This is a genomic window from Trichococcus pasteurii (genome assembly GCF_900112935.1).
Taxonomy (GTDB): domain Bacteria; phylum Bacillota; class Bacilli; order Lactobacillales; family Aerococcaceae; genus Trichococcus; species Trichococcus pasteurii.
Genome location: NZ_FONM01000012.1, coordinates 56,920 through 71,374, shown reverse-complemented (window position 1 = coordinate 71,374; position 14,455 = coordinate 56,920). Strand labels below are relative to the sequence as shown.

13 protein-coding genes are annotated in these 14,455 nt (G+C 47.8%); all 13 read right to left on the bottom strand.

From position 1 onward, the window contains the following. Positions 1–21: 21 nt before the first annotated feature. The 13 genes from liaX to pstC (BM184_RS10510) all read right to left on the bottom strand — a co-directional run bounded on the left by liaX (position 22) and on the right by pstC (BM184_RS10510) (position 14,447). On the bottom strand, positions 22–1,533 hold the full coding sequence (liaX, locus tag BM184_RS10570; protein ID WP_177208628.1) for a daptomycin-sensing surface protein LiaX: 1,512 nt from the start codon (positions 1,531–1,533) through the stop codon (positions 22–24). 625 nt (positions 1,534–2,158) lie between these two features. Then, the gene (gene uvrA / locus BM184_RS10565; RefSeq protein WP_086943715.1) at positions 2,159–5,002 is read right to left on the bottom strand and encodes an excinuclease ABC subunit UvrA; all 2,844 of its coding nucleotides are present in this window, start codon (positions 5,000–5,002) and stop codon (positions 2,159–2,161) included. A gap of 104 nt (positions 5,003–5,106) precedes the next feature. Further along, on the bottom strand, positions 5,107–5,454 hold the full coding sequence (locus BM184_RS10560) for an ArsR/SmtB family transcription factor (RefSeq protein ID WP_086943740.1): 348 nt from the start codon (positions 5,452–5,454) through the stop codon (positions 5,107–5,109). Between the two features lie 181 nt (positions 5,455–5,635). Then, positions 5,636–6,304, bottom strand: a complete 669-nt coding sequence (phoU, locus tag BM184_RS10555) for a phosphate signaling complex protein PhoU (protein ID WP_086943714.1) — start codon at positions 6,302–6,304, stop codon at positions 5,636–5,638. Between the two features lie 43 nt (positions 6,305–6,347). Then, positions 6,348–7,112, bottom strand: coding sequence for a phosphate ABC transporter ATP-binding protein PstB (pstB, locus tag BM184_RS10550; RefSeq protein WP_086943713.1), 765 nt, complete (start codon positions 7,110–7,112; stop codon positions 6,348–6,350). 12 nt (positions 7,113–7,124) lie between these two features. Further along, entirely contained in the window at positions 7,125–7,931 is an 807-nt protein-coding gene (gene pstB / locus BM184_RS10545) for a phosphate ABC transporter ATP-binding protein PstB (RefSeq protein ID WP_086943712.1), read from the bottom strand. Between the two features lie 33 nt (positions 7,932–7,964). Beyond that, positions 7,965–8,849: a phosphate ABC transporter permease PstA gene (pstA, locus tag BM184_RS10540; protein WP_086943739.1), complete on the bottom strand. Its 885-nt coding sequence runs from the start codon at positions 8,847–8,849 to the stop codon at positions 7,965–7,967. Between the two features lie 2 nt (positions 8,850–8,851). Next, positions 8,852–9,775 (bottom strand): phosphate ABC transporter permease subunit PstC, encoded by a 924-nt coding sequence (pstC, locus tag BM184_RS10535; protein WP_375152996.1) that lies wholly within the window; start codon positions 9,773–9,775, stop codon positions 8,852–8,854. A gap of 93 nt (positions 9,776–9,868) precedes the next feature. Continuing rightward, the gene (locus BM184_RS10530; protein ID WP_086943711.1) at positions 9,869–10,729 is read right to left on the bottom strand and encodes a phosphate ABC transporter substrate-binding protein PstS family protein; all 861 of its coding nucleotides are present in this window, start codon (positions 10,727–10,729) and stop codon (positions 9,869–9,871) included. Between the two features lie 375 nt (positions 10,730–11,104). Further along, positions 11,105–11,779, bottom strand: coding sequence for a phosphate signaling complex protein PhoU (gene phoU / locus BM184_RS10525; RefSeq protein ID WP_086943710.1), 675 nt, complete (start codon positions 11,777–11,779; stop codon positions 11,105–11,107). 66 nt (positions 11,780–11,845) lie between these two features. Continuing rightward, positions 11,846–12,595 carry a phosphate ABC transporter ATP-binding protein PstB gene (gene pstB, locus BM184_RS10520; RefSeq protein WP_086943737.1) on the bottom strand — a complete coding sequence of 250 codons (750 nt, stop codon included), beginning with the start codon at positions 12,593–12,595 and terminating at the stop codon, positions 11,846–11,848. Positions 12,596–12,645: 50 nt separating this feature from the next. Then, complete coding sequence (gene pstA, locus BM184_RS10515) at positions 12,646–13,518, bottom strand: phosphate ABC transporter permease PstA (RefSeq protein WP_177208627.1); 873 nt, start codon at positions 13,516–13,518, stop codon at positions 12,646–12,648. Further along, positions 13,518–14,447 (bottom strand): phosphate ABC transporter permease subunit PstC, encoded by a 930-nt coding sequence (gene pstC, locus BM184_RS10510; RefSeq protein ID WP_086943708.1) that lies wholly within the window; start codon positions 14,445–14,447, stop codon positions 13,518–13,520. The genes pstA (BM184_RS10515) and pstC (BM184_RS10510) overlap by 1 nt, the downstream gene beginning before the upstream one ends. Positions 14,448–14,455: the final 8 nt, after the last annotated feature.

Here is a 14,455-nt window from a genome sequence, read left to right as displayed (position 1 = left end):
TGCCATTTATTGTCGCTATTTTTAGTTATTTTTTAAAAATATGTTTCCTGTTGTCGTCTTTAATTCTACCATAACCGGTGATTCCTCGTCCATTCGTCTGAATTCCAAGTACTTGTTGGTGTGTTCATTTTTTTGACGGATGATTTCGATGTTCTCCATCCGGTTCATGATTTTCCCCAAAGAACTGCTGGCTTTCACTTCTGCACTTTTGGCAGCAGGCAAAGACAGCTTGACGGACCCGTTGACTGAACTGGCTTGGATCTGTTTGGCGTTGGTTCCTGGGTATGAAAGTTTCACATCCCCGTTCACCACGGAAACAGTCGCGCTGACGACATCGCTTTTGATCGTCAGACTGCCGTTTATGGTCTTCGCCAACACATCAACAATTGTGCTTTCTGAGACGTCCAGGTTCCCGTTGACCTCATCCGTCTCCAGCATGATGGCCTTGAGACCTGATATGACCATATTGCCGTTTGTGGATTTTATGTAGAAATCTTTTCCTTCGATGTTTGTCAGGGTGACATTCCCGTTCAACAGCTTGATTGCGACGTAATCGTATTCGCGTTTCGGCAAGGAGACGATGATATCGCATTTGACCCGTTTGTTCGGAACGCGGAAAGTGAATTTATCCTCATCCATCACCAGCGTGCTGCGCGCATCGAAAGCTTCCTTGGCTGTCGCTTCTTCTGTTTTCCCGTATATCTTCACATCCGAGGAGACCGAAATGGTTTCGTTATCCCAACTCTGCAACGTCACATTTCCGTTTGCCAATTGAAAATCAAGGATTGTCGCTGTGTTTTGATCGAATGTGAATTCATGCTGGAATTTGCTGGTGATCAATCCTGGGATCTTGATGTTGAAATCAGTGTCTTTCCAATCCACATTTTCTACGACCGTTTGGACCGTATCGGTCAAAAATTTGCTTAATTGTGCGCCTGCTTTGGTGAGGCGTTCCGTGAAATTGGTGGCTGTGTCTTTCCATTCATCTTTATTGCCCAGTTTCTCGCCAAAGGATTTCACGCTGTTTTCCACATGCTCCTTCTTGAGGCTGCGCATTTTTTGTTCCATCTCGATTTTTTCGGCTTCCAGCGCAGCAGCTTGTCCGCGGAGACCCTCCAGTTCTTCATCCAAGCGCATCAATGTGATTTCTTGTTCGCCCGTTAAATCGCCCAGTTCATCGGCTGTCGCCAATTCTTGTCTTTTTTCGGCTTTGTCGTTGATCTGTTTTTTCAGTGACTGGAGCGCTTCGCCTTTCGCATCTATCTGAGAGGAGAAATAGGAAATCTCGCTGGCCAGTTCATCCAAAATCTTTTCCAAATTTTTGCGGTCTTCCGGCTCCTGAACGGAGCCTTGATCCGTTTTCTCTGTGTATCCTGATGCAGCATCAGTTGAATCAGTGAAATCTTGTTGCTGATTCAATTTTACTGCATCTTTACCTTCGCGCTTCGCTAAGTTTTCCAAAAGTACCAAGGCTTCCTCTGTAGTGATGATGCCTTCTCTTACCAATGCCAAAATTCGGTCTCTTTCATTCATGGTAGTTCCTCCTTGGTGATTATCCATTTATCTATTCACTGACATGGGACAGTTTGCCTATTTCTGATTATCTGTTGCTTATGTCCTTATTATGCCCAATTTCCTTTCCCTTGTCATAGGTCTTAAGATTGATTTTCCCTTCAGCAAAAATGACTAGAGACTTGTAAGAAAAGTGGAGCGGGTTCGCTCAGCCCTGATTAAGGAAACACTGTGACCTAATCGGTCAAGTGTATCATGCCTCTAAGCGATTGAAATCGCAAGAGTCATGACAATTTAGGAAATCTGGCCTCGCAACGTTCCCTACGGTCACCTTATACTGGGACTCTAAGGGATGAATCCCAAAGAGTCCCATGCAAATGAGCATCGTAGAGCGCAATTGCTGAGAGACTTCCTGCGTCAGCAGGTTAGTCGAATAGTATCCTTGGCTCGGTAGAGACAAGGGGTTCCTTTATCCCTTTCCGAAGGGCTAACCCGTGAAACTAGCCAACGAGTTGGGATGCATGGCACATTCTACAATCCTATAAACACCAGCGGTGAGGTACTTTTGATTCCGATATATTTTATACTTTCCAAATATTACGAGGAAAAAGGCCAACCGGAATCGGCTGGCCTCTATTGGCAATTATTATTTTGTGGTCCTTGCTTTGTCCCTTTCAAGGATAGGTTTCAGGAATTGGCCTGTGTAGCTGCCCTTCACTTCGGCGATTTCTTCCGGAGTGCCGGTTGCGAGTACGGTTCCTCCGCCGGCTCCGCCTTCAGGGCCCATATCGATGATGTAATCGGCAGTTTTGATCACATCCAGATTGTGTTCGATCACCACGATTGTGTTGCCGGCTTCCACCAAACGATCCAAAACCTGCAACAATCTGGCGATATCATGCGTGTGCAACCCTGTGGTCGGTTCATCCAGTATGTAGAATGTTTTGCCGCTTGATACGCGCTGCAGTTCACTGGCTAGTTTCATCCGCTGGGCTTCACCGCCGGATAAAGTAGTGGCTGGTTGCCCCAATGTCACATAGCCAAGGCCGACATCGACGATGGTTTGCAGTTTGCGCCTGATTTTAGGGATGGCTTCAAAATACGCCAAAGCTTCCTCAATCGTCATATCCAGCACTTGGGCGATGTTCTTGCCTTTGTATTGCACTTCCAAAGTTTCGGAATTGTAGCGTGTGCCATGGCAGACTTCGCAAGGCACGTAGACATCCGGCAAGAAATGCATCTCGATTTTCAGAATGCCGTCACCGCGGCAGGCCTCACAACGCCCACCCTTGACGTTGAAGCTGAAACGGCCTTTTTTGTAGCCGCGTATTTTGGCTTCATTGGTGCTGGCAAAAAGGTCGCGCATGTCATCGAAGACGCTCGTGTACGTGGCCGGATTACTCCGTGGCGTCCGTCCGATCGGGCTTTGATCGATATCGATGACTTTCTCCAAACCTTCGTACCCGCTGATCGTCTTGAATTTACCCGGTTTTTCTTTCGTACGGGTCAATTCTTTGGCAAGAGCCGTCTTCAGGACATTATTGACCAAGGAGCTCTTTCCTGAGCCGGAAACGCCTGTGACTGCCACGATTTTCCCTAAAGGAAAAGCAGCATCCACATTCTTCAGATTGTTTTCGGTGGCGCCGGTGATTTTCACGGCTCCTCTGTCCTCTGTTCTTCGCGTTTCCGGAACCGGGATGAACAATTTCCCTGACAGATATTTCCCGGTCAAGGATTTCTTGTTTTTCATGACTTGCTCGGGCGTGCCGGCAGCCACAATTTCACCGCCGAGTTCGCCCGCACCCGGTCCGATATCGATCAGATAATCCGCCTGCATCATCGTGTCTTCATCGTGCTCCACAACAATCAGCGTGTTCCCGAGGTCGCGCATGTTTTTCATCGATTCGATCAACCGATTATTGTCGCGTTGATGCAACCCGATGGACGGCTCATCCAAGATGTAGAGAACGCCGGACAGGTTGGAGCCTATTTGTGTCGCCAAGCGGATCCGTTGCGCTTCCCCCCCGGAAAGTGTGCCCGCCGTCCGGCTCAACGTCAAATAGTCGAGGCCGACATTCTTCAGGAAAGTCAGACGTGACAGTATTTCCTTCAGGATAGGCGCAGCAATCTGTTTCTCTTGTTCCGAAAGAGAAATGTTCTCGAAGAAGGCGACAGCATTTTCGATGGAAAACTCCGTGACTTGCCCGATGTCGTGTTCTGCCACCTTCACAGACAGGGCTTGCTCATTCAGACGATAGCCGTGGCAGGTATGGCATGGCAGCTCGGTCATGTACTGGCGCATTGCTTCGCGCGTAAAATCGCTCGATGTCTCTTTGTAGCGTCGATTGACATTGGTGATGACCCCTTCAAAGGGGATATCGACATCCCTGACACCGCCGAATTCATTCTGGTAATGGAAATGGAACAGGTCGCCACCAGCACCATAGAGCAGTTTTTGCTGGGTATCGGTGCTCAGTTCGGCAAACGGAAGGTCCATATCGATCCCGTTCTGTTCACAAAACTGGCGCAGCATTTCCGGGTAATAATTCGAGCTGATCGGGTTCCACGGCACCAAAGCCCCTTCATTCAAGGAAAGTTGCTTCTCCTGAACGATCAAATCGGGGTCGACTTCCAACTTCATCCCCAACCCGTCACATTCGGAACAGGCTCCGTAGGGCGCGTTGAAAGAAAACAGGCGCGGTTCGATCTCACCAATCGTAAATCCGCAGTATGGGCAAGCATAGTGTTCGCTGAACAAAAGCTCTTCACTGCCGATGACATCAACAATGGCGTATCCATCGGCCAGATGCAACGCCGCTTCGATCGAATCGAAGATGCGCGAACGGATGCCCTCCTTGATGACTACCCGATCGACAACGATCGCGATGTCATGTTTTTTGTTCTTTTCCAATTCAATATCTTCGGAAACATCAAACAATTCCCCATCGACGCGGACGCGGACATAGCCTTGCTTTTTGATGTCCTCGAATACTTTTTTGTGCTGCCCTTTTTTCCCTTTGACGATCGGCGCCAGTATCTGCAGTTTCGTGCGTTCCGGAAGTTCAAGAACCTGATTCACCATCTGCTCGGGCGATTGGCTGCTGATTGGTGTGCCATCATTCGGACAAATCGGGTGCCCCACACGTGCAAAAAGAAGGCGCAGGAAATCATTGACTTCTGTGACCGTACCGACTGTCGAACGGGGATTGCGGTTCGTCGTCTTTTGATCGATTGCAATCGCCGGACTCAAGCCATCGATGCTGTCCACATCCGGTTTGTCCATCTGACCCAAAAACTGGCGCGCATAGGCCGAGAGGCTTTCCACATACCGCCTTTGACCTTCTGCGTAAAGCGTATCGAAAGCCAACGAGCTCTTGCCCGATCCGGAAAGACCGGTCATGACGACAAGTTTGTCCCTTGGGATGGTGACATCTATATTCTTCAAATTGTGCGAACGGGCTCCCCGTACGATGATTTGGTCTTTTGCCATAATTTCAGATCCTTCTTTGACTTATTCTTTGGTTTTCGTCTATTTCCTCTTGTCTGTAGTATACCATATCCAGACCGAAAAAGAACGCTAGTTCGCACGGATATTCAATGCTGTTTCTTGTCTGATGGGGTTGTCCCTGCCTCATTTTGTGCATCTTCCCAGCCGTGCTCGGCATGTTCGACAGCCAAGTGCAGGATTTCGTAGACATGCTGATCGTCCTGGCTGTACAGGATGTTTTTCCCGCTTCTTCTGCTTTTTACCAACTTCGCTTCCCGCAGCTTCTTCAGCTGGTGCGACACCGCTGATTGCTCCAAGTCCAGTTCTTCAGCGATGGCATTTACGTTCAGTTCCCGGTTTTCCAATACATGGAGGATCAAAAAACGGGTCGGATCGCCGATCAATTTGAAAATTTTCGTAACTGCTTGTATCGTTTCTGTATTCAAGTCTGACATCATCTCACTTAGACCCCTATCCCTTACCTTCAATGCTTATTTTAGCAAATTCATCCGTGCTATGAAAGCTATTGCTCTTGCTGCCGAAATCAAGCAGCTGCAAGCAAACCGGCTTGGCTCAAGCACTGACTGACAAAAAAAGCGTTGCAACACCGCTTTGGGCATCGCAACGCTCTTCTCATTAAATTTTATGATGGACATTCAATTCTACGACTTCTCCGGAATCCAAGTAAATGATCCACTCGGAGATATTCGTTACGTAGTCTCCGATTCTTTCCAAATAAGTGGAGATGCGCATATAGTTTGTTCCGCCCAAAACGATCTCCGGATCTTGCTTCATTTGTTCGATGCAGTTTTCATAGATGTTTTTGGCGGCAGCATCGATTTGCGTATCCCGCGCCGCAATTTCCCGCGCGCGTTCGGCATCGAGGACGACATAGGCATCCAGGACTTCCTTGACCATGTCCATGACCTTCAAAGCTGTCTCCGCGATAGCCGTTTCGATATCGGCATCATGCTTTTTGCCCTTCACTTTGATCGTCGATTTTGCGATACTGACTGCATGATCGCCGATCCGTTCCAAGTCCGCGCTGGCTTTCATCACAGTGACGATTTTGCGCAAGTCAGTTGTCACAGGCTGCTGCAAAGCAATCAGCTCGAAGCATTCGATTTCCAGATCGTTCTCGAGCTTATTGATGGCCGCATCTTCATCTATGACTTGCTGCGCCAGTTCCTTATCGTGCGTGACAAAAGCATCGATTGACTTATGGATCGCAGCATTGACCAACACACCCATCTTCAAAAAGTGAGCGTGCAAACTCTCTAATTCCTCTTCAAACACTCGTCTCATCACAAACCAACCCCTTTGTAAATATCTTTCATTATGCAACGGATCAGCCAAAACGTCCAGAAATATAATCTTCCGTTTGTTTTTCTTTCGGATTCGTGAAGATTTGGCTTGTTTCCCCGAACTCGATCAATTCCCCGTTCAAGAAAAAGGCAGTGTTATCAGAAATCCGCGACGCTTGTTGCATATTATGCGTAACAATGATCATCGTGTAGTCTTCTTTCAGTTCCATAAGCATCCGTTCGATCTGTGCACTGGAAATCGGATCCAACGCGCTCGTCGGTTCATCCAACAAAATGACTTCCGGTTCGATCGCCAAGACCCGTGCGATGCAGACACGTTGCTGCTGGCCACCTGATAAAGATAAGGCACTCTGATTCAATTTATCTTTGACATCATCCCATACAGCCGCTTTCTTCAGGCTTTCTTCCACAATCCGGGCGATTTTTTCCTTGTCCTTCATCCCGGCGATGCGCAAGCCATACGCCACGTTATCGAAAACCGAAAACGGGAATGGATTCGGCTGTTGGAAAACCATGCCGACCTTTTTTCTCAACTCTACAGTGTCCATTTGCGGACTGTAGATATCCTGGTCATTGAAACTGATTTTCCCGGTGACCGTCACATCCGGAATCAAGTCGTTCATACGGTTCAATGTCCTTAAGTAGGTGGATTTGCCGCATCCGCTCGGCCCGATCAAAGCCGTGATTTCTTTTTTATGAAAATCAAGCGAAATGCCCTTCAACGCTTCGTTCTTTCCGTAATATAAATGTACATCACGCGTTTCAATAATGGGTTTTGTGCTGTTCACGTTGCTTTCCTCCTAGCCGAAATGCCCAGAAACATAATCTTCCGTCTGTTGGATCTTCGGACGGGTAAAGATTTTTCTGGTCTCATCATATTCAATGACATTGCCCAAATAGAAGAACGCCGTATAGTCACTGATCCGGGATGCTTGCTGCATATTGTGCGTAACAATGATGATCGTATACTTTTCCTTCAACTCCAACAATGTTTCTTCGACTTGAGAAGTCGAGATCGGGTCCAACGCGCTGGCTGGTTCATCCAAAAGCAGGATATCCGGCTTTAGCGCGACCGCCCTTGCGATGCAGAGACGCTGCTGTTGACCACCGGAAAGTGCTAAGGCGCTTTTGTTCAGCTGGTCCTTCACTTGGTCCCAAAGGGCAGCTTGTTTCAGGCTGGTTTCGACGATTTCGTCCAATGCCGCCTTGTCCTTAAGGCCATGCCTTCTCAGTGCAAAAGCGATGTTCTCATAAATCGATTTGCTGAAAGGATTCGGTCTTTGAAAAACCATCCCAATATTTTTCCGCATCTCGAACACATCAACTTCAGGCACATTCACATCGATGCCTTGGTAAATGATTTCCCCTGTCACTTTTGCACCGGGAACAGTGTCGTTCATCCGGTTCAGCGAACGAAGATAAGTCGATTTTCCGCACCCGCTCGGTCCGATCAGCGAGGTGATTTTATTCTTTTCAAATTCCATAGAAACGCCTTTGATTGCTTCAAAATCGCCATAATAAACGTGCAGATCATTTGTTTTAAGGGCGACTGCAGCCTCAGGACGCATCTGGATGATATTCGTTGCCAGTGTCTTTTCATTTCCCATCAAGGGTCCCTCCTTCAAGTCAATTTTCCGGTTCTATGCTGAAGTAGCCTTCTTCTGCAATCTTCTGCCCAAGCTTCTTGCAGTCAGATTGAAGATGAGGACAGCCAACACCAGTACTGCTGAGGCACCAGCTGACACTTCCGCTCCATCCGGTTTCACGCCTTCACTGTTGATCTTCCAGATGTGCACAGCCAATGTTTCGGCAGGCCGGAAAATATTTAAAGGACTTGTGATGGATTGTGGATTCCAGTTTGTGAAATCCAAAGCCGGCGCGCTCTGCCCGGCTGTATAGATCAAGGCTGCGGCTTCACCAAAAATACGCCCAGCTGCCAAAATCATACCTGTCAGAATACCCGGCAAGGCAGCCGGCAGAATGATCAACGTCACTGTCTCCCAGCGGGAAAGCCCTAACGCCAATCCAGCTTCACGCTGGGAAGACGGGATCGCCCGCAAGGAATCTTCGATCGTGCGCGTCAAAAGCGGCAGATTGAAGATGGTCAGCGACAAAGCCCCCGAAAGGATCGAGAAGCCAAAACCATACTGGATGACGAAGATCAGGAATCCGAAGAGACCGACTACAACGGATGGCAAAGAACTCAAAACCTCGATAGCAGTACGGATGATGTCGGTAAACCAATTTTGAGGTGCATATTCCGAAAGGTAAATCGCCGCGCCCAGCGCAAGTGGCGTACTGATCAGCAACGTCAGCACCAATAGGTAGAAGGAATTGAATAACTGCACTCCGATTCCGCCGCCTACCTGGAAGGATTTTGCCGGAGCCGTCAAAAATTCCCATGAGAACTGGGGCAAGCCGCGCCATAGAATAAAGAGCAGCAGACTCGCCAAAATAAGGATGATCGTTCCGGAAAACAGATAGATCAGGCCTACCATAAATTTGTCTACTTTTTTGGGATTCATGTTCATTTTTTAACGGCTCCTTTCTTACCGATGTAACGTGTCAAAATATTGAAGAATAGAGCCATCAAAAGGAGGATGGTCGCCAATGACCAGAGGACATTGTTTTCCAAAGTTCCCATTACGGTGTTCCCCATGCTCATCGTCAAAATACTTGTCAATGTCGAAGCCGGCGTCACCAGGCTATTCGGCATCAAAGTCGCATTTCCGATGACCATCTGAACCGCCAAGGCTTCTCCGAACGCACGCGCCATTCCGAAGACGACTGCCGTCAGCAGCCCCGGGGTCGCTGCCCGCAAAACCACTTTATAGATGGTCTGCCAGCGCGTCCCACCCATAGCGAGTGAAGCTTCACGGTAATGACGTGGAACAGCGTTCAAGGCATCCACTGACATGCTGGTCACGGTCGGCAGGATCATGACGAACAGAACCAAGGTGGAAGATAAAATACCGAATCCGGTACCGCCGAACAGTGAGCGGACAACCGGCACAACAACCGTCAAGCCGATGAATCCATATACAACGGACGGAATACCGACAAGCAGTTCGATTACCGGTTGCAGGATTTTCTTGCCGGATTTCGGCGAAATTTCCGTCATGAACAAGGCTGCAGCCACGGCAAACGGTGTAGCCAAGGCTGCGGAAATCAAAGTGACCAAAAATGAGCCTGCGATCATCGGTAAGGCTCCGACCAATGGTGTGCCGTCATCAGCGATGGTGCCGGGGTTCCAGATGCTTTTCGTCAAAAAATCCCCTAGTGATACGCCATCCGTAACAAAGGTGGATATCCCTTTGCTGGTGACAAAATATAGAATGGACAGCACGATGAAGACGATGACTGTCGTGCTGATCAGACTGATGGTGCGTCCAAATGATTCCAATCTGCGTTTACTTGACTTTTTCATTAAGTTTCCTGGTGTCATTTCCAAGAGAAACCCTCCTCTTAAACTTTGAGCCGCGACGAAAGGCGCCATCCTTTTAAAAGGTGGCAGCCTCTCATCACAATGATATTTCAGTTGCTGTTACTCGATCGGTGTTACGTTTCCTTCAATATCCCTATCGACCTTCATATCTGTGGAAGGAATGTATCCCAACGCTTCAATCAGATTCCCTTGGACATCCTCCGAAAGCATGTAATCCAGGAATTCTTTCGTCAATCCCGTCGGTTCGCCATTCGTGTACATATGTTCATATGCCCAGATGACCCATGCGTTGGTCGTAACGTTCTCCGGTGTCGGCTTCACGCCATCGATCGAAAGCGCCTTGACATCTTCATTGACGTACGAAAACGATACATAGCTGATGGTGCCTGGTGTTGAAGCAACAATCTGACGGACGGTTCCGTTGGATTCCTGCTCTTGGGTGATGATGCTTTCTTCTCCAGCCAGAACCCATTTATCGAATGTTGCCCTGGTTCCGCTGCCCTTCGCGCGGTTCAATACGACGATCGGCAGATCCTTTCCGCCCAATTCGGACCAATTGCTGTATTTGCCTGTAAAAATGCCGCGCAACTCTTCCATGGAAAGATCCGTTACACCGACGCCTGGCGTCACGATAGGCGTGATGCCGACGATGGCAACACGGTGGTCCACCAATTGACTGGCATCGATCCCTTCCCTCTCTTCAGCAAAAATATCCGAATTGCCGATGTCGACCGCACCTGCGGCAATCTGGCTCAAGCCTGTTCCGGTACCGCCGCCTTGTACATTGACGAATTTCCCCAGATTTTCCGCACTGAATTGTTCCCCAGCGGCCTCCACTAACGGTTGCAGTGCAGAGGAACCGACCGCGGTGATGGACTCCTCATCGACTACAGGTCCGCAGGCAGATAGCGCAAAAACGGCAGCTAGACTGACTATGGCTGAAACGTATTTTAATTTCATTGTGTACCTCCCATTTATTTACCTTGAACACATACTTATCCATCGTAACGAATGTTTGTAAATGTTTCGTATCTCTTTTGTAAATTTTATGTAAATCCACCATATATTTTATCGGCGGAACATTGTAACGTTGATTTTACGTTATTTTTATGTAAATTTACTCTCTAATTATCCACATTATAACAAATTGGCGGAACGCTTGTCTTACATATAGCGCAGAAATATTTATTACATTTTCATGAGTTTTTTCAATCATCCACTTTGGGCCGCTTTTACGGAAGAAAACGAAAAAAAGCCGGAAAGATGCCGCGCAATCGGGTTCGATCGCATGGCCTTCCTGGCTTTATCTTTTCTCATCCTGCATTCATAAATCTGTCAGTCTTCAAACTTGTTGTTTGTGTTCAATTCGATTATTTTCCCTGTACCCAAATAAATGATCCATTCACAAATATTTGTTACATAATCGCCGATCCGCTCAAGATAGCCGGCGACCATGATGTAGTCGGTCGCTCCCAAAACAAGTTCCGGATCCAACTTCATCTCTTCGATGGCGCGTCCGTAGATATGTTCGGCGTCCTGATCGACCAATTTGTCGCTCAGGGCAACTTCTTTGGCTTTCTCGATGTCCGTTTTGATATAGGCGGCAAGTACTTCCTCCACCATGACTTTTACTTTTTCTGATTGTTCAGCTATCGCTGCTTCGATGTCGGAATTGCGCTTGTTCCCTTTTACCCGGATAGTCGACTTCGCAATACTGACGGCGTGGTCTGCCATGCGCTCCAAGTCCGCGCACGCCTTCATGATGGTGACGATTCTGCGGAGGTTGCCGGTGACCGGCTGATGCAGCGCAATCAACTCAAAGCATCTTTTCTCGATTTCCGCTTCTCTTTGGTTGATGGCGACATCATGCGCAATCACTTCTGCAGCAAGCTCTTTATCATGATTCACAAAACCTTTAACAGATATGTAGATTGCTTCGTTCACCATTTTCCCCATTTCAGAGAAAAGTACGTGCAAATCCTGCAATTCTTCTTCAAAAATCTTTCTCATCTTTTCGCCCCCTGTTACATGTCATTATGCATCACAGTGCATCTCTTATCCCATTATAGCCCAGTCTTAACCGAATTTGCCAGAGATATAATCATCTGTGCGTTTGTCGTTCGGATTGGAGTAAATGATTTCTGTCCTATCATATTCTACCACTTCTCCATTTAAAAAGAAGGCCGTTTGGTCCGAAATTCTGGCTGCCTGTTGCATATTATGGGTAACGATGATGATGCTGTAGTCTTTTTTCAAAGTCTGGATAAGATCTTCGACTTTCGATGTCGAAATCGGATCCAAAGCGGAAGTCGGCTCATCCATCAAAAGGACTTCCGGTTCCACCGCCAGACTTCTGGCGATGCACAAACGTTGTTGTTGGCCACCGGATAACCCGAAAGCATTTTCTTTCAGACGATCTTTTACTTCATCCCATAGCGCTGCGCCTTTCAAGCTTTTTTCAACGACTTCGTCCAATACGCTTTTGTCTTTTACGCCGTGGATTTTAGGTCCGTAGGCGATGTTTTCATAGATTGATTTCGGGAAAGGGTTCGGCTTTTGGAAAACCATCCCCACATCTGTACGCAACTGTTCCACTTTGTAACGCGGATCAAAAATATTCTGTTCATTGTAATTGATCGATCCCGTCATTTTTACGCTCGGAACCAATTCGACCATCCGATTCAAAGTCTTGATGAAAGTGGACTTGCCGCAACCTGATGGTCCGATGATCGCTGTGACTTCCTTAGTGGGAATATCGAGCTGAATGTTCTTTAAGGCGTGTGTATTTCCGTACCATAGATTGAAATCTTTCACACTGTAAATCATTTTTTTATCTTTTAAGCTCACTTCTGGATTCAAATGAGTAACCTCCTAATTTAATAACGCTTCGAGAACTTATTGCGGATATAGATCGCCAATGAGTTCATGATGACCAACATAAGCATCAAGACAATACTTCCTGCTGCAGCGACTGCTTGGAATTCTTCTTGGGGACGTCCTGCCCAGTTGAAGATTTGGATCGGCATTGCCGTGAAACCGGACCAGATGCTTTCCGGAACATAAGCGATAAAAGTCATCGCTCCGATCATCAACAGCGGTGCAGTCTCTCCGACAGCCCTGGATAGCGCCAATATCGAACCGGTAAGGATGCCGGGCACTGCTGCCGGCAGAACGACTGTCCGGATTGTCTGCCATTTCGTGGCGCCCATCGCATAAGAGGCTTCATATTGTTCTTTCGGGATGGCACGGATGGCTTCCTGGCTCGAAACCACGATAACTGGCAAAATCATCAAACTCATGGTCAGACCGCCTGCCAGGACGCTCCGGCCCATTTCCAGCAAACGCACGAATACCGTCAGCCCCAACAGCCCGAAAACAATCGACGGCACGCCGGAAAGATTCGAAATGTTCAACTCGATGAAATGCGTAAATTTATTATCGGGCGCGTATTCCTCAAGGTAAATCGCCGTTCCGACACCCAAAAGGAGTGACAAGGGAGCGATGATGGCCATGATCCAGACCGTTCCATAGATGGCAGCCTTGATGCCGGCATCCTCCGGTTTTCTCGAAGCATAATTGCTCAAGAAATCCCAATCAAGATAACCCGCACCTTGCGACACGATCCGCATGACCAGGATGGCCAAAACGACGATTCCGAAGAAGGTTGCCAGAAAAAACAGTCCCTTGACTGCGCTGTTCAGCAATAGCCGATTATTGATTCTCTTGTTGTTCTTTTCCACTAATTTCATCAATATTCCTCCCTAAAACGACGGGACATGTAGTTCGCCAACAGGTTCATCAACAAGGTGAAGAGGAACAACGTCATCCCTACTGCGTAGATACTGTAGTAGATCGTGGAACCGTATGTTGCATCGCCCATGCTGACCTGAACGATATAGGATGTCATCGTCTGGATGGATTCTGTTACATCAAGCGTAAATTTGGGTGTGGATCCAGCTGCTGTGGATACGATCATCGTTTCTCCCACCGCACGGGAAATTCCCAAAACAACGGATGAAATGATCCCCGACAAGGACCCCGGTAAGATAACTTTCAGCGCCACTTCCAAACGGGTAGCCCCTAAGGCTAAGGCTCCCTCACGCATGGCATTCGGTACAGCGCCCATCGCTTCTTCCGATAAGGACGTGATTTGCGGGATGATCATGATCCCCACAACAATACCAGGGCTAAGCGCATTGAATATCGGCAGATTCGGGATAACCGTCTGCAGTAAAGGGGTAACGAACGTCAAGGCGAACAGCCCGTAAACTACCGTAGGGACCCCGGCCAAAACCTCCAGAACCGGCTTGACGATTTTTCTCGTCCGTTCGGTTGCATATTCGCTCAAATAGATGGCTGAGCTCAGGCCGAGCGGTACGGCAACAAGCATCGCAACGCCGGCTATCAGGAATGTTCCACTCAATAGCGGCAAAATCCCAAAACTGGGATCATTTTTGAAGAAAGGATACCACTCTTTTCCTGTCAGGAATTCCAGAATCGGAACCTCACCGAAAAATGTGAATGTTTCTTTTGCCAGTGTGAACACAATCCCGAATGTGGTCAGGATCGAAATGATCGCACAGACCAGAAAAAAAAGAGGCATTGCTTTTTCTGTAAATTGCAAAGATTTTTGTCGTGAACTTTTTTCATTCATCAAGTCTTTGACAGATTTGGACATATTGATTC